The sequence below is a fragment of the Halobacillus sp. HZG1 genome (genome assembly GCF_035818575.1).
GTDB classification, from domain to species: domain Bacteria; phylum Bacillota; class Bacilli; order Bacillales; family Halobacillaceae; genus Halobacillus; species Halobacillus litoralis.
Genome location: NZ_JAYLVQ010000065.1, coordinates 1 through 23,111, shown reverse-complemented (window position 1 = coordinate 23,111; position 23,111 = coordinate 1). Strand labels below are relative to the sequence as shown.

The 23,111-nt window shown below is 41.8% G+C and carries 24 protein-coding genes; 7 read left to right on the top strand and 17 right to left on the bottom strand.

Going from position 1 to position 23,111, the window contains the following annotated elements; translation table 11 throughout:
* Positions 1-174: 174 nt before the first annotated feature.
* The 6 genes from VKA52_RS12365 to VKA52_RS12340 form a co-directional block, all read right to left on the bottom strand.
* Positions 175-981: a VLRF1 family aeRF1-type release factor gene (locus VKA52_RS12365; protein ID WP_160911638.1), complete on the bottom strand. Its 807-nt coding sequence runs from the start codon at positions 979-981 to the stop codon at positions 175-177.
* Positions 982-1,068: 87 nt separating this feature from the next.
* A complete protein-coding gene (locus tag VKA52_RS12360; protein ID WP_326315856.1) occupies positions 1,069-2,289 on the bottom strand; it encodes a hypothetical protein in 1,221 nt (406 codons plus the stop codon).
* A 2-nt stretch (positions 2,290-2,291) separates the two neighbouring features.
* Complete coding sequence (locus tag VKA52_RS12355; protein WP_326315855.1) at positions 2,292-3,500, bottom strand: DUF58 domain-containing protein; 1,209 nt, start codon at positions 3,498-3,500, stop codon at positions 2,292-2,294.
* On the bottom strand, positions 3,497-4,444 hold the full coding sequence (locus VKA52_RS12350) for an AAA family ATPase (RefSeq protein ID WP_326315854.1): 948 nt from the start codon (positions 4,442-4,444) through the stop codon (positions 3,497-3,499). The genes VKA52_RS12355 and VKA52_RS12350 overlap by 4 nt, the downstream gene beginning before the upstream one ends.
* A 200-nt stretch (positions 4,445-4,644) precedes the next feature.
* Complete coding sequence (locus tag VKA52_RS12345; RefSeq protein WP_326315853.1) at positions 4,645-5,550, bottom strand: glycine betaine ABC transporter substrate-binding protein; 906 nt, start codon at positions 5,548-5,550, stop codon at positions 4,645-4,647.
* A 200-nt stretch (positions 5,551-5,750) separates the two neighbouring features.
* The gene (locus VKA52_RS12340; RefSeq protein ID WP_160911631.1) at positions 5,751-5,927 is read right to left on the bottom strand and encodes a YfhD family protein; all 177 of its coding nucleotides are present in this window, start codon (positions 5,925-5,927) and stop codon (positions 5,751-5,753) included.
* A gap of 388 nt (positions 5,928-6,315) precedes the next feature.
* Between VKA52_RS12340 and VKA52_RS12335 the strand changes: the two genes are divergently transcribed.
* The gene (locus tag VKA52_RS12335; RefSeq protein WP_326315852.1) at positions 6,316-8,865 is read left to right on the top strand and encodes a glycoside hydrolase family 31 protein; all 2,550 of its coding nucleotides are present in this window, start codon (positions 6,316-6,318) and stop codon (positions 8,863-8,865) included.
* 172 nt (positions 8,866-9,037) lie between these two features.
* Positions 9,038-10,765 carry a glycoside hydrolase family 66 protein gene (locus VKA52_RS12330; protein ID WP_326315851.1) on the top strand — a complete coding sequence of 576 codons (1,728 nt, stop codon included), beginning with the start codon at positions 9,038-9,040 and terminating at the stop codon, positions 10,763-10,765.
* A 35-nt stretch (positions 10,766-10,800) separates the two neighbouring features.
* Here VKA52_RS12330 and VKA52_RS12325 read toward each other — a convergent pair whose 3' ends face one another.
* Positions 10,801-11,970, bottom strand: a complete 1,170-nt coding sequence (locus VKA52_RS12325; protein WP_326315850.1) for an MFS transporter — start codon at positions 11,968-11,970, stop codon at positions 10,801-10,803.
* 377 nt (positions 11,971-12,347) lie between these two features.
* On the opposite strand from VKA52_RS12325, the gene VKA52_RS12320 reads away from it, so the two are divergent.
* Entirely contained in the window at positions 12,348-13,106 is a 759-nt protein-coding gene (locus tag VKA52_RS12320) for a TrmB family transcriptional regulator (protein WP_326315871.1), read from the top strand.
* A gap of 41 nt (positions 13,107-13,147) precedes the next feature.
* Here the strand turns inward: VKA52_RS12320 and VKA52_RS12315 are convergent, their stop codons facing one another.
* A complete protein-coding gene (locus VKA52_RS12315; RefSeq protein WP_089651410.1) occupies positions 13,148-13,387 on the bottom strand; it encodes a hypothetical protein in 240 nt (79 codons plus the stop codon).
* Positions 13,388-13,453: 66 nt separating this feature from the next.
* Entirely contained in the window at positions 13,454-14,050 is a 597-nt protein-coding gene (locus VKA52_RS12310) for a serine/threonine protein kinase (protein WP_326315849.1), read from the bottom strand.
* Between the two features lie 136 nt (positions 14,051-14,186).
* Here VKA52_RS12310 and VKA52_RS12305 point away from each other — a divergent pair, with 136 nt between their 5' ends.
* A complete protein-coding gene (locus VKA52_RS12305) occupies positions 14,187-14,570 on the top strand; it encodes a hypothetical protein (protein WP_326315848.1) in 384 nt (127 codons plus the stop codon).
* A gap of 37 nt (positions 14,571-14,607) precedes the next feature.
* Here the strand turns inward: VKA52_RS12305 and VKA52_RS12300 are convergent, their stop codons facing one another.
* Both VKA52_RS12300 and VKA52_RS12295 read right to left on the bottom strand, forming a co-directional pair.
* The gene (locus tag VKA52_RS12300) at positions 14,608-14,865 is read right to left on the bottom strand and encodes an alpha/beta-type small acid-soluble spore protein (protein ID WP_326315847.1); all 258 of its coding nucleotides are present in this window, start codon (positions 14,863-14,865) and stop codon (positions 14,608-14,610) included.
* 2 nt (positions 14,866-14,867) lie between these two features.
* Complete coding sequence (locus VKA52_RS12295; RefSeq protein ID WP_237417411.1) at positions 14,868-15,068, bottom strand: YozQ family protein; 201 nt, start codon at positions 15,066-15,068, stop codon at positions 14,868-14,870.
* 126 nt (positions 15,069-15,194) lie between these two features.
* On the opposite strand from VKA52_RS12295, the gene VKA52_RS12290 reads away from it, so the two are divergent.
* Positions 15,195-15,332: a hypothetical protein gene (locus VKA52_RS12290; RefSeq protein WP_167356006.1), complete on the top strand. Its 138-nt coding sequence runs from the start codon at positions 15,195-15,197 to the stop codon at positions 15,330-15,332.
* Between the two features lie 11 nt (positions 15,333-15,343).
* Here VKA52_RS12290 and hpaB read toward each other — a convergent pair whose 3' ends face one another.
* The 5 genes from hpaB to VKA52_RS12265 form a co-directional block, all read right to left on the bottom strand.
* Positions 15,344-16,783, bottom strand: coding sequence for a 4-hydroxyphenylacetate 3-monooxygenase, oxygenase component (gene hpaB / locus VKA52_RS12285; protein WP_326315846.1), 1,440 nt, complete (start codon positions 16,781-16,783; stop codon positions 15,344-15,346).
* A gap of 144 nt (positions 16,784-16,927) precedes the next feature.
* Entirely contained in the window at positions 16,928-18,220 is a 1,293-nt protein-coding gene (aceA, locus tag VKA52_RS12280; protein ID WP_326315845.1) for an isocitrate lyase, read from the bottom strand.
* Between the two features lie 12 nt (positions 18,221-18,232).
* Entirely contained in the window at positions 18,233-19,825 is a 1,593-nt protein-coding gene (gene aceB / locus VKA52_RS12275; protein ID WP_326315844.1) for a malate synthase A, read from the bottom strand.
* A gap of 70 nt (positions 19,826-19,895) precedes the next feature.
* Positions 19,896-20,006, bottom strand: a complete 111-nt coding sequence (locus VKA52_RS12270; RefSeq protein ID WP_160911614.1) for a YhfH family protein — start codon at positions 20,004-20,006, stop codon at positions 19,896-19,898.
* Between the two features lie 227 nt (positions 20,007-20,233).
* Complete coding sequence (locus VKA52_RS12265) at positions 20,234-21,115, bottom strand: LysR family transcriptional regulator (RefSeq protein WP_326315843.1); 882 nt, start codon at positions 21,113-21,115, stop codon at positions 20,234-20,236.
* A 107-nt stretch (positions 21,116-21,222) separates the two neighbouring features.
* On the opposite strand from VKA52_RS12265, the gene VKA52_RS12260 reads away from it, so the two are divergent.
* Positions 21,223-21,762 (top strand): flavodoxin family protein, encoded by a 540-nt coding sequence (locus tag VKA52_RS12260; protein WP_326315842.1) that lies wholly within the window; start codon positions 21,223-21,225, stop codon positions 21,760-21,762.
* Between the two features lie 84 nt (positions 21,763-21,846).
* Positions 21,847-22,260 (top strand): VOC family protein, encoded by a 414-nt coding sequence (locus VKA52_RS12255; protein WP_326315841.1) that lies wholly within the window; start codon positions 21,847-21,849, stop codon positions 22,258-22,260.
* Between the two features lie 30 nt (positions 22,261-22,290).
* Here the strand turns inward: VKA52_RS12255 and VKA52_RS12250 are convergent, their stop codons facing one another.
* A complete protein-coding gene (locus tag VKA52_RS12250) occupies positions 22,291-22,863 on the bottom strand; it encodes a histidine phosphatase family protein (RefSeq protein ID WP_326315870.1) in 573 nt (190 codons plus the stop codon).
* Between the last annotated feature and the right edge of the window lie 248 nt (positions 22,864-23,111).

The following is a 23,111-nucleotide window of genomic DNA, read 5'->3' as shown; positions in this document are numbered from 1 at the left end:
AATAATATTTTATCATACCTATTTCTTATATGTATAATGTTAAGATTCTCCTTGGATATGAAGAGAGAAAAGGGGAGGTACACCATAAGAGACCCTGTCTCATAAGAAAGTTCTAAGCAGTGAAGCCCGAGACATAAAAAAGGTGCCGGTCTGAAACCAGCACCCTTTCTCATGCTATTGTACAACTTCTTCAAGAACATGCATCTCTTCATGGTCTAGAAGGTTTTTGTTAATCATTTCTTCCGCTTCTTTATTCATATGGTCCTGCAGGTCTTTCAGCTCCTCTTTATCACCCACAAGATAGAAGCGCTCCCAACCGTAATCTTTAGCTAGTTTATCAATCTTAGGAGCTACACTCTTGTACCAACGATAACGGTTGGCTTCGAAACGCTCTTGGAATTGATCTCTCTTGGAAGTTTTGGCTCCACCAGATCCCATGGAAGGCTGAGCACGGTGTGGACCTTGGTGCTGTCTCCAATCTTCCGTATCCAGATCAAGTTCAAACAATTGTGTATCATTCAACGACCCAAGTTGTGCATCAATCAATTTGATTTGGTTTTTCTGGGTTAGAACGATTCCTGTTTTAGGAAACTTGTTCTGCATCTCTTTCAGTTGATCCAGAACAGGGGTTTCTTCCCAGTAAAATTCTGTTTTTACAGGCATTTGGAAACGTTCAGCAAACCATACCGTTTCATCACCGGTAGCGAATAAAACAACACTTTTAGCAAAGTTTTGTTCATTTTCTTCTATGAATTGCTCAACTTTTTCTTTTACTGCCCAATAGTTTCTCTTTTCGTCAGAATCTCCATCCTTCTGAAGATAGGATTCAAAATTATTCAAACCGTTTTTCAAATGGATCTTCCATTCTCCCCCTTGTTGATCAGGGTCGGAAGGGTCGGTGTTTAGATACATCGTAAATACTTTTTGTGGTTTTTCTAAATGTACTGCCTCTAGTTTCTTTATTTCTTTGTTTAAGTCCATAAAACAGCGACTCCTTTCAAGAATTGTAAATCGAATCTATACTGTATGTTTCCTGAAAAAGAAGTGCTTAAACTCATTTCCTTTAGGTCATTGCTTTTTCTCAATGATTTTTTGTCTTAGTTCTTTCAACTCAAGCTCAAATTGCTCTTTTTCATCGGCCGTTAACGTTTGACCGCCATACCGCACTTTTTGATAAAGAACCGTAGACTCTATCGCAAGTCCAATTCTATGAAACCAGTCCTCCAGGGATTCGTTTGAATATCTGCCATATCCATTCCGTTCAGCAAAATGTTCAAATATGCGAAACTGCTTTCTTACCCATCCTTCTGTGCGGGATCTATGAAAAGGAAAGGAAGAGAATGTTTTCTTTTTATCTCCTTCCTTATGCGCATAATACTGATAGTTGAGAGCATCAGAGCTCGTTTCCATATCCATTGCCGCCCTTTTTCGTAAAAAGAAAAAGATGACAATGGCTATAAGAAGGGCAACGACAATCAGGACAATGGATCCTGTTTCAATAGCACCAGCTACTTTTTGAATCGTTTCTTGGTTGCTATCATTCATTCGCTGGAGGTCTTCCTGCCTTTCTTGAGAAGAAGTCTCGATTTCCGGCAGAGAACCTTCCTCCCTAGGCTCTATCTTGGAAACATCAAGACCTATTTTGGCAAGGAGTGTCAAAACCCCGTTGACCCCTACAAGAAAGGTGTAAGAGATTCCACTCCAAAGCACTCCCATCCATGATCGTAGAAAGGGTAAAAGAAGCAGTACAACGGAGGTAGATGAAATCAATGAAAGGAATAGGACAAAGAGACTTTTCCCCGCTCCTTTTCTCTCCGTTTTTTCTACGTTGTAATAGTGGGAAAAAGCATATCCTACCCACGTGACAACATATAAGGTAATCAACGCGTAGACAAGGTCCCAGGACCGGAAGAAAAAAATCATAATAAAAGTAAGAATCGACGTGTACAAAATTAATGAGAGTTCATGATTCAAATCAGGATCAGTTTCGTGGCGGTAATATCTCCAAGCTAGAAATGATCCGACAATGAAACCTAGTAATAAACTTGCTCCCCCCAAATAAGCAATGGCTACCATTGCAGTTATACTAATCAGATAAGGGGAAAAGCCTGCCGACCACTTTCTAATAAGAAAAAACAGAACGATGCTAACAATCACATAGATGCAATAAAGAATATAGGAGAGAGTTACAGGCGTCCACTGAATCAAAGGAAAAAGTAGCACGAAGAAAAGCATGGCTTCGCCAAAAGTCTGATATACAAAAATGATATTCCTTTTACCTTCTACCATATTCAAGCCCCCCTTCCTTGTAATGCAGGGCGTAAATAGGCCGTCGATCCATGCATCTGTACTTGAAGTACTACGGTGCCTTTAGATTTCCAGTCTTTTAACTGATCTATGGCTCCATCTGGCATTTCTCCCACTATGAGAACAACTTTACTACTTAAGCCACGCGGCCCGAACCAATGGAACAATTGGTCCATGGGCAGGAGCCGTTGTTCTTTATCAATCCGTGCCAACATTTCCAGGGATTGACGTAAATGAACGTTACCCTCCCCTTTTTCTTGATAAAAATAAGGATGCCTTTGAGGTTTGCGCATGTTAATGAACATTTCATAGGGGTAACCTCGCTCTGTAGCTGTATAGCACAAGTAGCACGCGTAGGATAATAATGACTCAAGGCGGGTAGACAAGTGTTCATTGCCCAGTCTCGTTTGTTCCACTACGTTGACGATGATCGTCCAACTCGCATCCACCTGACGCTCCAACACTTTCGTCTTCAAAGTTTGTGTTTTCGCACTCGCTTTCCAGTGAATTTTATGAAAGGCATCTCCTTGTTCATAATCACGTGTTCCAACAGGGGTAAGGACATCTTCATAGGGAGAAAAATTGGCACGTTGTTCCCCAATAGAAGGATGAATATATTCGTTGACACCGCGGACAACTTCCGGTGTTGGATAAACGATAAACTCGGTGCGATGCGTTTTTTTATACCACATTTTGATAGGAGTGAAATTCAGTAAGTGGGGAAATCGGAACGATATATTCGTTGCCTTAGTGACCCCGCGTGTTTCAGCTCTCACCGGAATCTGAATGATGGACTCTCCACCACTCATTAAGGAAAAAGGTAATTTATAAGAATAGGAATGATTCAATTCATTCATCTTTCCCCCTCTACTACTTACCATTTTTCCTGTTTCAAAGGACAACGTTCCATTTAACATAGGAATCTTTGAATAATTGTTTACTTGGATCTCCCATTCCGCCTCATCTCCCGGAAACAACCGAACGGAATGTTTAACGTTTTGCAGCTCAAAATTCGAACCACTGTAACGATCGAAGATCTTACTCCCAAGTATAAATATAATGAGAAGCCCTGTAGGGAAATAAAAAATCGGCTGATTGATAATGAAGCCGACCAATCCGGTGAGGATTACCGCTGCCCAAACACCATCATAAAATCTTCTTCCCAACCCTAGTCGTTTTTCCCAATCAATCACTGGACCGAACCTTCTTCTACCGGAACAGGAACCTCCTGGATCACTTCCCGGATCACCTGGCTTTTAGTTTTCCGGATAGCCCCCTCCATGGAGAGAACAACACGATGTTCTAATACATAAGGGGCCAGGAATTTCACATCTTCGGGGCGGACAAAATGATTCCCTAACAGTAACGCCCGGGCCTGACTCGCTCTCATGAAAGCGAGAGCTCCCCTCGTACTGACCCCTAAATCTATATTCTCATTTTCACGGGTCAAACGTACGAGATCCAAAAGGTAATTCAGAGTATCTTCAGCAATAGAGATATCTTTTGCTTGTTCACGTAGTTGTAATATATCTCTTAAACTGATTTGCGGCGTGAGTGTTTCGAACGGTTCATCTTTTTGATAGGTTCTTAATATGTTTTTTTCTTCTTGCTGCGCCGGGTATCCCATATCAATTTTGAACAAGAATCGATCCAATTGGGCCTCTGGAAGAGGAAAAGTCCCATGGTTTCCTTCCACAGGGTTCTGAGTGGCAATAACAAAAAGTGGTGGAGCAATTTTCAACGTTTCTCCATCCACCGTCGTCTGCTTTTCCTCCATGACCTCAAGCAAACTGGACTGAGTCTTCGGAGTCGCTCGGTTAATCTCATCTGCGAGTAGAACATTCGTCATTACCGGACCTTCCCGCAGTTCGAATTCTTGTGTTTTAGGATTGAAAAATTGGATGCCTGTGACATCACTCGGGAGGACATCCGGCGTGAATTGGATCCTTGAAAATCGCCCATCCATCACTTTAGCGAAACTTTTAGCTAACTTCGTTTTCCCAGATCCAGGTACACTTTCGAGAAGTGCGTGTCCATCTGCAATAATAGAGACAAACAATAGTTCCAGAACCTCATCTTTACCGAGGATCACCCGGCCTATCGTTTCCTTCGCTTTTCTTATTTTCTCTATACTCATTATGTAAAGGGCTCCTTTGTACTAAAACTTCAGTTACCCATTATACCAAATTGAATTAGATAATTCTTTCAATTCAGATGATTCCCTTTTCCTCTGTCTTTTCCAACTCGAGGATTGTGTTGCGAGGCTGATTCATGAGTCGCTGATCAATCTGGGTAGCTAAAAAAGCCCCACTCTTAGAGGAGCGGGGCTTTGGTGTATTATTCTTTTGTCCATTCATCGATAACGTCCTGGTGCTCATCAATCCACTTCTGCGCACCTTCCTGGGCATCGCCAGCTTCATTGATGCTGGCCATGAGACTGCCCAGTTCATCATCATTCAACATAAAGTTGTCAAACCACTTGACCACTTGAGGCTGATCCTCTTCCAACCCTTTACGGGCAGCATAAGAGATATTTTCGGAATCCCCATAAACGTTTTTAGGATCTTCCAGGAACTTCAGGTCCATTTCAGAGAATACCCAATGTGGCTTCCATAGAGTCGCAACGATTGGTTCTTCACTCTCAAGAGAACCCTTCAACTCTGTGATCATCGTCGGCTCTGAAGATGCTGCCAGCGTATAATCCAAATCATATTCGTTAATCGCATCTTCTGTTAAAGACATAATACTTGCGCCTGCATCAATCCCTACGATCTGTTTGTCAGGAAATGCATCGGAACCTTTCAAATCTTCAATGGAATTAACATCTTCCATATAACTGGGTACAGCCAGGCCTAATTTTGTACCTTCATACCATGTTTCGCGCCAGTCGATATCTTCTTTATATTTTTCGTAAAACGCCTTGTCTGTGTTCGGGAGCCAGATTTCCATACCGATATCAAGATCTCCACTGGATAAGGCTTCATAAAGGAAACCTTTTTCTACTTGCTCCAGCTCTACAGTGTATCCTTTCTCTTCAAGTACAAGTTTCCACATATTCGATACGGCAACGTTCTCCGCCCAATTGTTCATACCAATTCTTACTGTTCCTTTTTCTTCAGATGTTTCAGCATTTTCTCCTTCGTCACCATTCGATGCCTCTTCACCGGATTCTCCGCCACAAGCAGCTAATGTCAACAGAATTACAAGAAATACAGCTGGTAACCATTTACGCCATTGTTTCAACCAAATGACCTCCTCTAAGTATTTATACATTCAACTATGTGATTCCTGTTTTAAGCACAACTCAGAATTATACCATGTAGTAATTTTAGTTCAAACATTTTAAACTGTACAAAATGTATTTATGCATGAATATTCCACACCAGGTCATCCAAATTATGGATGACCTGGTGTGGCTATTTTTACCTGGCTATTTTTACCAATTATTGTTTTTTGTGAGCTCGGCGGTCTGCAGCTTCTGCTCTTTCTTGAGCGATTTTATCTTCACGATCCGCTAATTCTTCAGAGAACTCTACATCAATGTTCTTCTGATTTTTAGGAGTTTGAGGTAACTTACGCTTTTGTTTCCCTTTGTTCTTACGGTGTTCGTCTCTACCCATGTCATTCCCCTCCTTTTTAGTTGGAACAATGATAGTATTTTTCGAATCGCTAAAAATATTCTCAAGATAAAACCATAGCATCCGAGTATTCGGGTCAAAAAATATTTTTATGGGGGTCACCACACTTTTTACACAAAAAGAACCCAAAGTCCCCAGATTTGTTAAGGAATCGTAAATCATGAACCATTCGTTGGAATCTCACTTTTTTTGGAAACTCTTACAAAATCTCTTTCAACCGCTTCCAATGGCTCTAAAAGAAGGCGAATGGTTCTTACGGCTCATGGGAACGATACCAGTTTTCCTATATTGCCAGTTTTTCACTCTCGGTATACAGTTGATTTGCGCAACCGGTTGACGCGAATATATTCATACGAGGTGAATAACGAAAATGAACAAACCATCCAGAACAATTTCCCGCTTAGTTGCTACAACGGCTCTTGCCGCTACGGTATTGGCAGCACAAGCACCCAACGTACTAGCGGTAACACAACCCCACCCTGATCAAGAGCTGAGCCAGGAAGCTGTTGAAAAACAACTTCAAATAGAAGGTGTGGAACAGCTTGATAATGGAGTGAAGCTCGATTTATCCTCTGATCAAACTGCTTTTATCCGTCTATTTTCCGAGGATATGGCGAAAGTTTCGATATTAAAAGAAGGCGAAGAAGAGTACTTCTCTGAAGCCATCAGTAAAAAAGAATGGGACACTCCTTCCTTTGATGTCACGGATGAAAAAGGAGAAATTACTCTCACCACTGATGAAATTACAATTAAAGTCAAAAAAGAACCTTTTGGAGTCAAATTCCTTGATAAAGAAGGCAACGTAATTAACGAAGATTACATGCAAAACGGTTCTGGTTATGACGGAGAAAAGCCTTACGTTTATAAGAAGACGACAGAAGATGAAGCTTTTTATGGATTTGGCGAACAATCCGGACTGGAAGTGAACCAGCGTGGTGAGAGCATTGGAATGTTCAATACGGACGCTTATGCATATGAAACAGACACAAAATACTTATACACTTCCATTCCTTTCTTCATCGGTTTGAAAGATGAAAAAGCATACGGAATGTTCTTCGATAACACGAACCGCTCTTATTTCGAAATGGCCAGTGAAAGTGACGATTATTATTACTTCTACGCTGATGACGGCACATTAAACTACTACTTCATGTACGGTCCTGAGATTGAAGATGTCCTCGATCGATACACAGAATTGACCGGTAAAATGGACAAACCGGCCAAGTGGACACTTGGTCTGCACCAGTCCAAGTGGGAATATTCTGCTGAAGATATCGAGCGTGTAGCTGAAACGTATCGTGAAAAAGAGATTCCTGTGGACACGATGCATTTCGATATCGACTATATGGATGAATACCGTGTCTTTACTTGGTCTGATAAGTTCGGTGACGAAGCGCTTCACCAAAAACTAGACGATATGAACTTCAAAAAAATCACAATCAACGATCCTGCCGTCAAAAAAGATCCTGGTTACTTCATGTACGATGAAGGTACAGCCAACGACTACTGGGCAAAGAACCCTGATGGAACAAACTTTGTAGGAGAAGTTTGGCCTGGAGACTCTATGTTCCCTGACTTCTCTAAAGAAGAAGTGCGTGACTGGTGGGCCAGCAAGCACGACATTCTCTTTGATAAAGGAATCGACGGGGTATGGAACGATATGAACGAGCCAGCTGTCTTCGATGGTCCTTATCACACAATGCCGTTGGATGTAACATTTGGTGAAGGAGAAAACCAAAGAACGCACGAAGAATATCATAACCTATATGGACATGACGAAGCAGAAGCGACATACAATGCTTTCGAAATGTACAAGCCGAACGAGCGTCCATTTGTATTGACACGTGATATGTACGCAGGTTCTCAACGTTATGCTGCTCTTTGGACAGGGGATAATGTAAGTGAATGGGATCACTTAGCCATGTCTCTACCTATGAATATGAACGTCGGACTGTCTGGTGTTCCATTCGTAGGAAACGACATCGGTGGGTTCGCAGGTCGTCCAGATGCCGAAATGTTTGCACGCTGGATGGAAGTAGGAGCATTCCTGCCATTCTCACGGGTCCACTATGATAGTGATAAGAAAGCAGACGGAAAGAAACAAGCTCAAGAACCTTGGGCTTTCGGGCAAGAAGTGGAAGACATCAGCAGAAAATACATTGAAATGCGCTATCAACTTATGCCCTACTTATACAACGCATTCATCGATGCGGCTGAAGAAGGAACACCTGTCCAGCAACCGCTTGTCTACCAATTCCAGGAAGATGAGAACACCTATGACGTAAGTGATCAGTTCATGTTTGGTAAAGAGATGATGCTCGCACCTGTTGTTAAGCAGGGACAAACGGAACGTGACGTGTACTTACCTGAAGGAGAAACATGGGTGGACTATTGGACGGGTAAAGAGTTTGACGGAGGTCAGACCATCACAACAGAAGCACAACTGGATCACCTTCCGATTTATGTCAAGAAAGATTCTATGATCCCTACACGTGAAGTTCAGCAATATACCGGTGAAAAACCACTAGAAAACCTTGTCCTAGACACGTACTTGGATGAGAAAGCCACTTATTCTTTCTATGAAGATGATGGAGCAACCTTAGACTACAAAGATGGCGAGTACAATGTGACGGACCTGGAAGTAAAACGTAAAGGGAAGCACATTGAATTTAAGAAAAAAGAAAAAGCTACAGGCTATGATACGGACTTAGTATCTTATACACTGAAACTTAATGGTGAAGAAGCACCTGCGCGTGTACGTGCTTCTAAAGCGAAGTACCAGAAGGTCAACTCTGTAGAGGAAGTAAAAGCGACTCAAGAATCCTTCTTCTATGACAATGAAGAACAAGCTCTTTATGTGAATGTACCAGCCGATGAAAAGCATAAAGTGAAAATATTCTTCAATGGTAAAAAGAAGTAAGCAGTCAAGTTTGACTCGTATAAAATGGGCATCTAAGCCTATTCTTTTCATTAGATGATTACACATGCTAAAGCAATATCTTTCAAACCTATTTAATAAATCAACATGGCTAGCAGATGATCTGCTAGCCATTTGTTATAAGGCTGAGCTATTTATGAGAACAAAAATACTGATGACACTATTATTCCTAATGGTCGTTCTCCTCTTCGTCTATCAATCGTTTGATTCCATAGAGGAAAGCACGGAAATTGAACACCTTTCAAAAGACCAGGCGAAGTATCAACCCGACGATGTTGTACACCTCAAAGCTCAACTAAACCATGACTCTTCCACTACTTTTGTTGTGAACTATTACTACAAAGGAACAAAGATTGATCAAATGAAGGTGACACCTGATGCGTCGGTTATGGAGTGGAATTGGAAACCTCCTGAAACCGACCATCAAGGCTATTTAGTCGAAGTTCACTCAAGTTTTAAAGATAAAGAAAGAAAAACGATAGCCGTGGACGTCTCTTCTTCCTGGACGGCTTTTCCTAGATATGGGTTCCTATCTGTTTTTTCGAATATCGAAGAGGATCAGCAACAAGAAGTGATAGATAACTTAGCTCGTTTTCATATCAATGCCATTCAATTCTATGATTGGCACGATGAGCATCACCAACCGTTGAAATTAGTAAATGGAAAACCTTTGGATAGCTGGGCCAACATAGCCAACGAGCCCGTAGGATTGGAAACAGTAAAACAGTATATTGATTTAGCTCATCAAAATGGCATGAAGGCGATCGCTTACAATCTTTTAAATGGAACTCTATCAGGAGCGGAGCACGATGGTGTTCATCCGGAGTGGTATGTGTATAAAGACAAAAACACAACAGAAGTAGATCGCCATCCCCTTCCGGAAAGTTGGAAGAGCGACATCTTCTTAACCGACCCGGGAAATCCAGCATGGCAGGCCTACATTTTCGATAAACATCAGATCGTGTATGATGCTCTTTCTTTTGATGGATGGCATATTGATCAATTAGGGGACCGTGGGGATGTCTTCAAAAATTCAGGAGACCCTCTGTTCATGAAAGAAAGTTATCAATATTTCCTGGAAGCTGTGAAAGAGAGGTTTCCCGATTATGCATTCATTATGAATGCGGTCAATCAATACGGCCAAGAAGAGATTTCCAATGCCGGAGCTCCATTTTTGTACACGGAAGTATGGGACCCCATCACAACCTACGAGCAATTAAAAAACATCCTCATTGAGAACGAACAAAATTGGAATAAAAACACTGTATTGGCTGCGTACATGAACTATGACCTTGCCGATCAAGAAGGCGTGTTTAACCTTCCGGGCATCCTGCTCACAGATGCATTAATATTCGCTCATGGTGGTGCCCATATAGAACTTGGGGAACATATGCTGTCCAAAGAGTATTTTCCAAACAACCATTTGAAGATGACAAAAAAATTAAAAGAGCATCTCGTTCATTACTATGATTTCATGGTCGGGTATCAAAACCTTTTACGAGGAGATGAGCTTTCTCCCTCGAAGCCAGAGATTTCTTCACATAAAGTAAACATCTCCCTTCAACCAAAAAAAGGATCGGTCTATGCGTTCAGCAAGAAAACAATAGACAAAAAAGTGGTTCACCTTCTTAACTTTACCGATGTCGAGCATATGAGGTGGCGCGATTCGAATGGTACACAAAAGAAGCCTGCAGTAAAAAAAGATCTTTCTATTCAAGTAGATGAATCGCGACAAGTGGAGAGAGTCTGGATGGCTTCCCCTGATTGGAAGACAGGAATTCCCGTGCCTGTTGCATTTAATCAGACCGAGAGCAGACTCTCTTTCACCGTCCCTCAGTTGGAATACTGGAACATGATTGTCATGGAATACAAAGGAAAATAAACAAAAATCCCACCGTGTCCGGTGGGATTTTTGTATTATTGCTGCATGGCTTCCTGTTCATATGTTTGTCGCCCACGTGTAATGGAAAAATAGGCGGTGGCCAGTGCGACAAGCACGAAGAATCCTCCAACTGTAGCGTTATGAATAACGGAACTCTGCTCAATGACAATTCCACCGATGGAAGAACCAAAAGCAATTCCGAAATGTAACGCAGAATTGTTCAGGCTTTGCTGAATATCTGATGTTTCAGGCGCAGAGGAAATCAGATAGTTTTGTTGTGCAGGTGTTACTGCCCAGCTCAATGCACTCCAAATCACCATCACCATTAAGAATAAGGGTAAGGAGAAGGTAACATGTGGAATGGTGAAAATAGCGACCGCAAAGACGAGGATAATGCCCAGAATGCTTCTTTCAGATCCAAATTTGTCTGATAAGAAACCTCCGACTCCTCCCCCCATCACCGCAGCAACACCGAAGATGAAGTAAACGATACTCACCCAGGTCCCGTTCATCCCCATTTCTGATTTAAGAAATGGAGTCAGGTAAGCATACAAGGCAAGATGTCCGGTCAAAAATAAGAACGAGGTCAGCTGTGCAGAAAAAATCTTTTTATCTTTCAACGTCCGTAATTGCTCTTTCAAAGAAATGACGGGTTTTGGAGCAATAGTCCCCAGAGAAAACCATACAGCTACAAAGGAGAGCATACTAAGTACACTAATCAGTAGAAAAGGAGCTCTCCAGCCAAAGCTATTGCCTATCGTCAGTCCAATGGGAACTCCAAGTACAAGAGAACCACTGATGCCCATAAAGATGGTGCCAATCGCTCTCCCTCTATACTCTTTAGTCACAATGGCAGAAGCAATCGTCACAGCGAGAACAACAAGCAACGATCCGCTCGCTGCAGTTAAAACCCTGGCTAACATGATTGTGGCATAATTCGGACTCAAGTAGGCAAGCATGTTTCCAAAAAAGAAAATAACCAGTGTGATCAGCATTAATTTTTTCCGGTCAAACCGAGCGGTAGCCGTAAGTAAAATCGGCGACGCTACCCCAAATACCAGAGAAAAAATAGTGATCAGCAGTCCTGCTTGACCAAGGGTAATACCAAGATCATCAGCCACAAGGTCTAAAATCCCACCGATAATTAATTCTACGGTTCCGACAACAAACGCAACAAGTGCTAACAAATAAACTTTTTTATTCATAATTGCATGACCCTTTCTATTAGGTTACCACTATAATGGTAACCATATAAAAGGGATAAAACAAGAGGAAATGTTTACGTTTTTCATTCCTCCATGTATTCTAAATCTAAAGCATCAATAAAATGATTCCATTACACCAAAGCTCCCATTTCTTGAAGACTCAGTTTCGAGTTGTTCGTGTGATTCTAGGGGCTACGGCAAAAGGTTCGCTTTCCATGGGGCGGTGAGTCTCTCGCCCCATGGAAAGCGAGTTATTCCCCTTAACCCCATCCACTCAACAAACGTCTCGAAACTGAGTCTTCAACGATCCTGCCGTTATATTGAATATGGTTATTCTACAACTAATCTAAAATCGTTCACAAAAAGTGAGGTACATGATGTTACAGAAATTCGGATTTACTCAGTATGAAAGCCAAGTTTTTGAAGTCCTTACAGCAAGTGAGGAACCGATGGATGCTACATCCATCGTCAAATACTCGCAAGTCCCTAAATCGAAGATCTATGAAGTCCTTCAGCGCCTTGTAGAAAAAGGGTTGATTCTCACTTCATTTCAAGAAAGGAAAAAACTCTACACGGCCCTCTCACTGGAAACGACGATCGAGAAGCTGACCACTGAATTTCAAGCCAACATCGACGAAATTAGAAATACGAACTTTAAACTTCACGATTCGGATGAACGGGTATGGACCATTCAGAATGATGCTTCCATCAAAGCTTTATTAAAAGAACGGATTCAAACCGCAAAAAAGGAAATACTCGTTACCGGATGGAGCGATGAATTAGCTTCCTTTCTCCCTCTCCTGGAAGAAAAAAAGAAAGAAGGCATCAAAGTAGAACTTCTTTCTGTCGGTGAACTGGATTCAGGAAAACTGCATGCCCATGTCCTTCTTCCTGATGAAAAACACGATGCCCTTGAACGACACAAGCTCATGATCATTGATCACGAGGAAATTTTATTTGCAGGCGTGGAGGGGGATACCTTCCAAGGCATTCATACCTTATCCAAACCATTAGTAAAATTCTTTACGGAATTCTTCTATCATGATGTCGCCTTGACTGAAATTACGAAGAAATACGAGAAAGTACTTATGGCCGATGAGGAAATCAAGGAAATCCTCATGAAACTAAGATACTGATTTTCGAAAATAAAAAGGCGCCCATCCTGGACGCCTTTTTTCTATACCTTTTCTACCACATAGGCTTTCTTTTCACGAAAATACTTCTCTCCGTCTTCAGAGGAATGTTCAAAAAAACCTTCAAATGCATCGACAACTTTATACTCCCTTTCAGGTTCTGTGAACAGTTGTGAATCATTGTTGGAAAGAACAAGTACATCAGTTGTGGATACAAAACTGTCTAACTCTTTGGCTTTATAATTTTTACCGACTTCTACATCACTTAAACGATGTTGGGTCATGATTACATTCCACCTTTCTAGTTCAGGGTTTTCCCAGAAAAATGGATGATCAAACAACAGAACCTTCTAAATCGGCAGCAATCGTTTGCGGTACAAACGGATGATGAACTCTATAAAAAATCTCGGGAATTTTTTCGGTACATAGCGGCGCTGGTAAAAAGTCTCATATGCTTTTTTCAAGTCACGCCAATGCGGACAATCAAACTCCTGCGTGAAGCGGACCACATCAATTACTTTCACTTCACCGTCAGTAGTGAGAAGGATGTTCTTCAAATGGGTATCAGATGGGTTAAAGCCTAAGCGGCAGGCAAATTCCAGCGCCTCATCTACACGTTGGACCATCTCTTCTGTGATAGCCACTCCATTGACGAGGCAGTCATAAAAAGTGATTCCTTCCACGTACTGCATGGTCAAATACCCTTCTCCTTTTTCATAAAAAGCTGGAAAAAACTCATGGTTATTCAGCTTCTCGTATACTTCCCCTTCAATGTGTGCCAGCTCTTCGTAACCAGGATAAAAAATTTTTATCGCTATGTCTGTTCCTTTCAACCGGTAGACCACGGCACTTCTTCCCTGACCAATCCACAGGAACTCTGGGGGAACACCGATGACACGGTCCCCGTCAAACTGCACTTTTCCAACCAAATCTTTGATATTCCCCATAAAGATTCTCCTCTATGAAAAAGCCATTTTATTTATATCATTATACCAAAATTTCAGAAAAAGAAGTGTATTTTTGTTTGACATTGATAATCATTATCAATTATTATTATTTTATCACCTTGAAAGGAGAATGGCTATGGAGAATACCTTAACCGTTCTACAAACGTTCACTTACGAAAAAGGCAATCAAGAATGCACGTGCCACGAAATTATTGAATTCAACCAAGGCGATCACCTTCACATCCTGGAGGATCCCTTTTATGTAGACCATGCAGGCTGGTATATCGCGGTTAAAAAAAATGATGCCGATCCTTTTTACATGTCCATTCCTTTTATCGATGAAAAATATGAAGACCGTTCCCTTTATACAGAAATGGACATGGAATTAGCGATTCTTGTGCATCAACACCAGATTGACCAGTCCCTTATAAATAAAAATAAATCTGCATTCCTAATCCATAAAAAAGAACTTGATCAATTAATGATGATGCATCCAAAACACCTATTAGCCAATAGATAATAACGAGTGTGAAAAAAGAGGCGCTGTTCGGCGCCTCTTACTTTTGATCTTGTTCCATTTGTTGTTGAGCTCTGCGAATCAATTCTTTTACCATACGGCCGCCAATCTGTCCTCCGATTTTACCTGCATCCCTCGTAAATAAATCACCATTGTCACCTTTTTTCAAAGGTATTCCTTGTTCCTCTGCTACTTCATATTTCGTTTGTTCTGGAGAGGATGAGTGTAGGAGATCGGCTTTCAGCTGATCGAGTCCTGCCCTTGCTTCTGGAACAAGCAGTTTATTTCTTCGGGCCATCATCAGTCACGCTTCTTTCCTTTTTTAATACCTTCACCCTTATGGCTGATCAACTGACCATTTTCATCCACTTCATCAATTTTAGCATCATACGTACCTTCTGTGAGCGTGTCGGATACTTGCTCCTGTGTAATGGATAAGCCCTCGGAACTGAAGTCGTCGCTATTTTGATTACGATTACGTTTCATTTGATTTTTCTTCATACCTGAATCCTCCTTTTCGCTTAGCCTTTGCATGTTTGATCAGCCCATTCGTTGTAAGCTTTTGCCTGTTGAAAACATGGATAAAAACCGGGCTTTACTGCAAAATAAGCGTTAGGAGGTGTGCTTATGAGTAAGAAAAGCAATGCATTCAAGCGAAATGCCGGCAACACAGTCAACCCACAGGGACTTTCTGAAGATGTGGCAGATCAGCAACCTCGCTCACAGTTAGAACAAAAAGCAAAAAAAGCGAATGCTAAACGATAAAAAGCTGACATTTATTTGTCAGCTTTTTTTGTTAAGAACGGTTGGATAGTTTCCAGAGCTTTGGCGTCATCATAAAGTTGATAAATGGTTTGCGAAAGCCGTACAGGATCACCGAAGAAGAATCGTTCATACAAGGTTTGCCTTGAACCAAAACTGCTCATCGTCAAATCCCAGGCTAAACGAAAAAGGGAGACACGGTCTTCTCCTTTCACTTCGACCCCTTGCAGATAATGATTAAGCTGCTCTCCGACTTCTCCTTCAAAATCCGCTTTTTGTGGAATGGACATCATGCCGCTGGCCCCAAGAATCTGAAGGATCTCAGCAAACCTTGGATACGATTCTTGAAATTGATTAACAGCCACATATAACGGTTGTTTTGCAGGAACCATAATTCCTGAAGCATCAACGGACGCTTCTTGTTCTGATTTGATGACAAGTGCCTTCATGATTTCTAACCCTTTAACTATTTCCACAACTTTACTTTGAACATGTTGGTAATCCCCAATTTGGATGGTATCAACAATTCCTTGAGCGATTCCTAAAAGAAATTCCGTTTTTATAATTTGCCGTGAAACAATTTGATGTAAGGTAAAAGGAACAAATTTTCCCCGCACATACATACGAGTAGCTGCCCTTATATTATCGTGTATGAAAACACGGTCCCATGGAACGAGAACATCATCAAAAATGACGATGGTATCCATCTCTTCAAAACGTGACGATAAAGGATAATCATAAGATGACCCTTGATTGGCAAACGACTCTCTGCATACAAACTTTAATCCTTTCGTGTTGCTGGGGATGGAAAAGCAGTAGGCGTGTGCATTATCCTGAGCACCAGGGGCGGAAAAGACAATGATCTCATCCGTTATTCCTCCTTGCGTTGCCAGAAGTTTGGCTCCTTTAATGATCAGGCCTTGATCGGTCCGGTCCATGATCCGAGCATTGGTGACATCCTCTTCCAGGAACGCTAATTTCGACCGGTTGCTTTGAGGGTTAACAAAAGTATGGGTGAACGACAGATCCTTCTCTCGAGCATATTCATAAAATTGAAGAAGCCGCTCCGGATGACAATTCTCATCTCCATCCAATACATCTATAGATGCAGCGAAAGCAGCAAGCACCGTGTTCATATAATCCGGGCTTCTTCCCATTACACCTCCTGAGTGAAGGGCCCACCGTTGAATCATTTTCCTTCTTCTTTCCAAATCACCCTTGGTTTTTGGAATTAAGTAAGACAACCCTAATCGGTTCCCTGTCGTTTCAGAGGAAAAAGTCATATCCTTTTGATTATCATATTGAAGATCGTAGAGTTCTGCCTGACTGCGGATAGCCCCTTTGAAAGCGGGATGTTCAGAAATATTGCCCGTCACTTTATTTCCACCCACCCAGACTTCCGCATTCATTGCATCCATTCGTTTTTTATATTCTTTTCCTGAAATCACCGGCATGATATCACTCCTGATTTTCACAATCACTGAAAATAACTGATATCATACCATATTAATTTGGTGGAGAATTGTGATTTATGGACAAAAAAAGAAACCCCCGGAGAGTCACACTCCAGACGTTTCTCCCTAGCATGCACGCTTTTTTTATGAAGGGCTGGCGGTTTCAGAATTGAATTGTTCAGTTTCTGTGGAACCTTTCAATGCCGTGGTGGATGATGTTCCACCTGAAATTACTTGAGCGACTTCATCAAAATATCCTGTTCCCACCTCACGCTGATGTCGTGTTGCTGAATACCCGTGAATTTCACTCGCAAATTCTGCCTGTTGAAGTTCAGAATAGGCTTCCATACCACGATTTTTATATTGACGAGCAAGTTCGAACATGCCGTGATTCAAGGCATGGAACCCTGCCAATGTAACGAATTGGAACTTGTAGCCCATTTCCCCAAGCTCCCGCTGGAAGTTTGCAATGGTCTCATCATCCAACTTCTTTTTCCAGTTGAAAGACGGTGAGCAGTTGTAAGCCAGGAGCTTTCCAGGATATTGCTCATGAATGGCTTCCGCAAAACGACGAGCTTCATCCAGGTTAGGTTCTGATGTTTCACACCAAACAAGATCAGCATATGGCGCATAAGCCAAGCCACGTGCAATCGCCTGATCCAATCCAGATCTTGTTTTGAAGAAACCTTCAGCTGTTCTCTCTCCAGTAATGAATGGCGCGTCGTATGGGTCCACATCACTCGTGATAAGATCGGCTGCATTCGCATCGGTTCTTGCTATGATAATCGTTGGAGTGCCCATCACATCCGCAGCAAACCTTGCGGAAATCAAATTTCGAACCGCCGTCTGTGTCGGCAAAAGGACTTTCCCTCCCAGGTGACCACATTTTTTCTCCGAAGAAAGTTGATCTTCAAAGTGAACCGCTGCAGCACCCGCTTCAATCATCCCTTTCATCAACTCGAACACATTCAGCTGCCCGCCAAAGCCTGCTTCAGCGTCTGCAACTATAGGCGCAAACCAGTCAATGTCCTCTTTTCCTTCCATATGATGAATTTGATCCGCTCTTTGCAAGGCTTGATTAATCCTTTTCACCACTTGAGGTACGCTATTTGCCGGATATAAGCTTTGATCAGGATACATATGTCCTGAGAGATTGGCATCAGCAGCCACTTGCCATCCACTCAAATAGATGGCTTTTAATCCTGCTTTCACCTGCTGCATCGCCTGGTTTCCTGTCAAAGCACCCAGCGCGTGGACATAATCTTCCTCGTTCATTAACTTCCACAGTTTTTCGGCACCTTTCTCCGCTAAGGTATGCTGAATATCCATGGACCCTCTTAACCGAATGACTTCTTCGGCTTCATATGGTCTTTGCACTCCGCTCCATCGACTCTCATCCTGCCACTGGTGATGCAACTTTTCTACACGCTCATTCATGTGAAATCCCCCTTAAGATAAATGGTTATAGGCTTCTAATGTTAAAAATTCAGTAAAATCATCGTTACGGATCAATCGATCGAATAATTGTGCGGCCTCCATATAGGAACCGTTTTCGAAAACACTTTCTCCAACTTCCCAGCGAATCGCTTCGAGCTCTTCTTCTTTCAATGATGCGTAAAGCTCCATCGTAATCTCCCGACCATCTTTTAATATTCCTTTTGGGTGTCTGATCCATTGCCAAACTTGAGCTCTCGAGATTTCCGCTGTAGCTGCATCCTCCATCAAATGATGAATAGGTGCTGCTCCTCTTCCATCCAGCCAAGAGGCGATATACTGGATCCCTACGTTTATGTTTGTTCTTAACCCCTGCTCTGTAATTGATCCATCAGGTACTTCAAGCAATTGCTCTGCACGATAGGAGACAGACGTTTGATCTCTTTGTATCTGATTCTCGTCAGGCATGTGTTTGTTAAAAATCTCCATGGCTGTCTCTACCATGCCCGGGTGGGCGACCCACGTCCCGTCGTGGCCATCTTTCACTTCACGCTCCTTATCTGCACGGACCTTTTCAAAAGCAGCGTCGTTTTTCTCTTTATCGTTTTTTACAGGTATTTGGGCTGCCATTCCTCCCATGGCATGAGCCTTTCGTTTATGACAGGTTTGAATGGTTAACCGCGAATAAGCTCTCATAAATGGAACAGTCATCGTCACATCCGCCCGGTCAGGCAATAAAAAACGTTCATCATGACGGAATTTTTTCAAGTAGCTGAAGATATAATCCCAACGGCCACAATTCAATCCAGCCGAGTGATTTCTTAATTCATAAAGGATTTCATCCATCTCAAAGGCGGCTAAAATCGTTTCTATTAAGACTGTCGCTTTCACCGTTCCTTGTGGAATATCCAAATAATCTTGAGCAAAGATAAATACATCGTTCCACAGCTTCGCCTCTCGATGATTTTCAAGCTTCGGTAAGTAAAAATAAGGTCCTGACCCATGTTCAATGAGTTTTTTAGCATTATGGAAAAAATAGAGCCCAAAGTCTACAAGACTTCCTGAGAGCCGCTCCTGATTGTAAGTCATGTGTTTTTCTTCTAAATGCCATCCACGAGGTCGTACTTTAAGGACAGCCGTCTTTTCATTTAACTGGTAAACCTTCCCGTTTGAATTCTCAAATCGAATGTTCCTTCTCACAGCATCCCTTAAGTTAATCTGCCCATGAATAGTGTTCAGCCATGTCGGAGCGTTCGCATCCTCAAAATCAGCCATGAATACCTTCGCTCCGGAATTGAGACCATTGATGACCATCTTCCGATCTACTGGGCCTGTAATTTCTACCCGACGATCCTTAAGATCGTCAGGTATAGGGGATATCGTCCAATCAGCATTCCTGATGCGCTCCGTCTCTTTCAGGAAATCCGGCCGCTCTCCTTGATCCAGTTTCTTCTGCGTCATTATTCGATCTGAAAGCAACTGTTTTCTTCTATCATTAAATTTTTCATGTAATTCAACAAGGAACGATAAGGCTTCATCTGATAGTATTTCTGCAAATCCTTCGTGCATCGTTCCATGAATTTGTATTCCAGACAATTTGGTTTCCATTGAATAGCCACCCTCTGTTGTATACTAACGACCGTTTAATAAATTTGTTATATAACAGAACCCCCAAAAATTATTCATCTTTTTTGGAAAGGCAACGATCACATTCCATCATGTAATTGTAAGTATGACCTTCGATTTGTGAACCACACTGCGGGCAAGGGACGTTTTGTTGTTTTTTCATACTAGCTCCTCCTTTGTTATAACAGAATTAATTTTGTTTATCTGTTATGGTACAGTTTACTGTGGAGGAAGGGAAATTGCAACCATTTTCTGAAAGTTTTTTAAATTTAGGCGGATGTTGGATACTAAAAAGGCGCTGTTAAAGGGTTCAGCGCCTTTTTTATTTTCCATTTCATTCTATCCCTTAGAAATCCCAACCGTACTGTTCCAATACAGTTCACGCCGTTTTCATCTTCGCTCATATAGTAATTGGATAAACTTTTCCAGCGATGGAGACAGCCACTTCTTTTGATGATGAATAATTTGAATGTATAATGCCAAGTCTTGATGGTTAAAGTCCAAAGCACGAAGACTCCCATTCTCAAGCTCCCCTGCTACCGTCATTTCCGGGAGCATCGCTATTCCCAGCTCGTCAATGACACATTGTTTGATCGCTTCAAGACTTGTAAATGAAATCACTGAGCGGGGTTCGACTGCTCTTTTCTTTAATATCCCCTCCAACATATTCCTATATGAACAATCTTTCTCTGTAAGAATGAGCGTTTCATCCTCTATCCGCCGTATATTAATCTGCTCCTGGCCAACAAGCGGGTGTTCATTAGCAGCAACAATGACCATTTTTTCCTTTCGTAAAAGTAAAGTTTCCAGAAGAGGGTGCTTCACTTCTTCATCGAGAACAACAGCGAGATCATAATGGCTTTCTAGCACACCTTCTTTAAGATTGGGACAGAGTCCGGATTCCAACTGGATTCGAAGGTCAGGATTCTGCTCTTTAAAAGCTTTCAAAGACTTGGATATAAAATAAGCAGCCAAGGATTCAACTGCTCCAATCCTAACAGTTCCCCGCATTTGTACATTTTTCGAAACCTTACTTTCCGCTTCTTCAAGAATATCAATGACCTGGTCAACATAATGCAAAAGCTGTTCGCCAGACTGAGTTAAACGCATCGTCTGTCCAGCACGTTCAACAAGTCTCACCCCATAGTAATCTTCAAGCTTTTTGATTTGTGTTGTCACACTGGACTGAGCATAACCGAGCTCTTCCCCCGTACGGGTATAACTCCCCCACTTGGCCACTTCTTTAAATGTATAAAAATAGGATATGTCCATACGTACACCTCTATCATTTTTTACAATAGTTAGTATCGATAAGTATAGATAACAATGATGAGATGTTCAATGATATACTTTTTGAAGAAGTAAAGGAGGCGGATACAATGAAAATATTGACGATCTTAGGGAGTTCAAGAGAGAACGGTAATTCTGAATACCTCGTCAACCAGGCCCTTGAAGGAATTGAACATAAACAAATACGTCTAAGTGATTATAAAATTAACCCTATCTCTGACAGGCGGCATACAGAAGGCGGGTTTCCCCGTGTCGATGACGATTATGAAACTGTACTGTCTGATTTCTTAACACATGATCTTATCATTTTTGTCACTCCTATCTATTGGTTCGGAATGACTTCTCATATGAAGTTGTTCTTCGACCGCTGGTCCCAATATATGCGTGATGACCGATTTGATTTTAAGAATCAGGTAAAAGGAAAGAGAGCCTATGTCATTACTACAGGTGGAAGCAACCCTTATGTCACGGGCCTGCCACTAATTCAACAGTTCGGCCATATCTTCGATTTTGTAGGGATGTCATTTGAAGATTATGTAATAGGAAATGCCGTCAAACCTGGAGAAATTAAAGAGGATTTGCTTGCCTTGGACAAAATGAGTGCCTGGAATCGCACCTTGAAGAAGTGACGAACAAATGTTCTTGTTTTATTTCTCCTAACAGCTTATAATGATGGTGGATCAAAAAATTTCCAAAAGGAGTGTTTCACGGCTATGAAGCATCAAGCTACCCCTTATTTCACGTTCAACGGTAACGCAGGAGAAGCCCTGGACTATTACAAACAAATCTTTCATGGTGAGATTATCAATTTCCAAACCTTTGGCGAAGCAGATTTTGAAACCCCTGAGGAAATGGACCAGCGAGTCATGCATGCACAATTCAAAAAAGATGCTTTGTTCTTTATGGTTTCTGATTCATTCACCGATCAAAATGTTAAGACCGGGAGCAATATCGCCCTCGTATTAGAATGTGAAAGTACTGATGAAATTCAAACGTATTATGACCGTTTAAAAAATGATGGAAACGTCTTGATGGAACTTCAGGATACCTTTTGGGGTGCTACGTATGCCAAAGTAAAAGACCCTTATGGAATAACCTGGGATCTGAACTACACAAAAGAGCAATAAATAAAGCGGCTCATCCCTGAGCCGCTTCTCTCAATCCAAGTGGATCGTACAATTAAAACGATCACAAAACCATTGTTCCTCTCTAAGATGAACTTCTGATAAAGAAGTATTTTTCATATGTTCATCTCTCACATTGTGACTATCCAGTTCCCTTAATAAGTGACTGATCAGTGCACCGTGACTAACTACGATTACTTTCTTCCCTGCATGTTTCTTTAAAACATCATCCATAAACGCCTTCCCCCTGGAAACAACACTGCGAGGGGTTTCAATATCCAAGTCCAACGACCGCCAATCCTCTCCCCATTTTTCAATTCTTTCTGGTTCTGTCGTTCCTTCGATCTGGCCACCACTGGCTTCTTCTATTCGATTATCAAATTGGATGGCCAATCCTACTTTTTCACTAATGATTTCCGCTGTCTCCTTTGCTCTCTTCAAAGGACTTGAATAAAGAATATCCCATGTTTCTTTATGTAAGCGCTCAGCTAATTTCAGAGCATCTACCTTCCCTTCTTCATCTAACGGAATATCAGAACTTCCCTGCGCTCTTTTTTCTTTATTCCATCGTGTACTTCCATGTCTAATCAATGCAACCTTCGTCATTTCCAACCAACCTCCCTCCTTCTTTTTCTATAAAAAGGTAACCATATCCTTTAATACAATACTTATTACAAATAATGGTAGTTTTCTTGAAGACTCAGTTTCGAGACGTTTGGGGGCTTCGTTTGCCATATTTGGAGTCAGGGGTGGCTGGGAAGCTACTCGCTTTCCTGTGGGGGAGTGCCGAGCTTCCTCGGGCTACGCCCTGCGGGATCTCGCCGATCTCCTTTCTCCCACGGGAGTCTCGCAGC

Coding starts and splice junctions, on each gene's coding strand:
- VKA52_RS12330 (WP_326315851.1), top strand. CDS start 9,038: ATGACACTATTATTCCTAATGGTCGTTCTCCTCTTCGTCTATCAATCG.
- VKA52_RS12300 (WP_326315847.1), bottom strand. CDS start 14,865: ATGGCCCGAAGAAATAAACTGCTTGTTCCAGAAGCAAGGGCAGGACTC.
- VKA52_RS12360 (WP_326315856.1), bottom strand. CDS start 2,289: ATGGTAGAAGGTAAAAGGAATATCATTTTTGTATATCAGACTTTTGGC.
- VKA52_RS12340 (WP_160911631.1), bottom strand. CDS start 5,927: ATGGGTAGAGACGAACACCGTAAGAACAAAGGGAAACAAAAGCGTAAG.
- VKA52_RS12320 (WP_326315871.1), top strand. CDS start 12,348: ATGTTACAGAAATTCGGATTTACTCAGTATGAAAGCCAAGTTTTTGAA.
- VKA52_RS12310 (WP_326315849.1), bottom strand. CDS start 14,050: ATGGGGAATATCAAAGATTTGGTTGGAAAAGTGCAGTTTGACGGGGAC.
- aceB (WP_326315844.1), bottom strand. CDS start 19,825: ATGGAAACCAAATTGTCTGGAATACAAATTCATGGAACGATGCACGAA.
- VKA52_RS12350 (WP_326315854.1), bottom strand. CDS start 4,444: ATGAGTATAGAGAAAATAAGAAAAGCGAAGGAAACGATAGGCCGGGTG.
- VKA52_RS12335 (WP_326315852.1), top strand. CDS start 6,316: ATGAACAAACCATCCAGAACAATTTCCCGCTTAGTTGCTACAACGGCT.
- VKA52_RS12315 (WP_089651410.1), bottom strand. CDS start 13,387: ATGACCCAACATCGTTTAAGTGATGTAGAAGTCGGTAAAAATTATAAA.
- VKA52_RS12295 (WP_237417411.1), bottom strand. CDS start 15,068: ATGAAGAAAAATCAAATGAAACGTAATCGTAATCAAAATAGCGACGAC.
- VKA52_RS12270 (WP_160911614.1), bottom strand. CDS start 20,006: ATGAAAAAACAACAAAACGTCCCTTGCCCGCAGTGTGGTTCACAAATC.
- VKA52_RS12305 (WP_326315848.1), top strand. CDS start 14,187: ATGGAGAATACCTTAACCGTTCTACAAACGTTCACTTACGAAAAAGGC.
- VKA52_RS12250 (WP_326315870.1), bottom strand. CDS start 22,863: ATGACGAAGGTTGCATTGATTAGACATGGAAGTACACGATGGAATAAA.
- hpaB (WP_326315846.1), bottom strand. CDS start 16,783: ATGCCGGTGATTTCAGGAAAAGAATATAAAAAACGAATGGATGCAATG.
- VKA52_RS12265 (WP_326315843.1), bottom strand. CDS start 21,115: ATGGACATATCCTATTTTTATACATTTAAAGAAGTGGCCAAGTGGGGG.
- VKA52_RS12255 (WP_326315841.1), top strand. CDS start 21,847: ATGAAGCATCAAGCTACCCCTTATTTCACGTTCAACGGTAACGCAGGA.
- VKA52_RS12260 (WP_326315842.1), top strand. CDS start 21,223: ATGAAAATATTGACGATCTTAGGGAGTTCAAGAGAGAACGGTAATTCT.
- VKA52_RS12365 (WP_160911638.1), bottom strand. CDS start 981: ATGGACTTAAACAAAGAAATAAAGAAACTAGAGGCAGTACATTTAGAA.
- VKA52_RS12290 (WP_167356006.1), top strand. CDS start 15,195: ATGAGTAAGAAAAGCAATGCATTCAAGCGAAATGCCGGCAACACAGTC.
- VKA52_RS12325 (WP_326315850.1), bottom strand. CDS start 11,970: ATGAATAAAAAAGTTTATTTGTTAGCACTTGTTGCGTTTGTTGTCGGA.
- aceA (WP_326315845.1), bottom strand. CDS start 18,220: ATGAATGAGCGTGTAGAAAAGTTGCATCACCAGTGGCAGGATGAGAGT.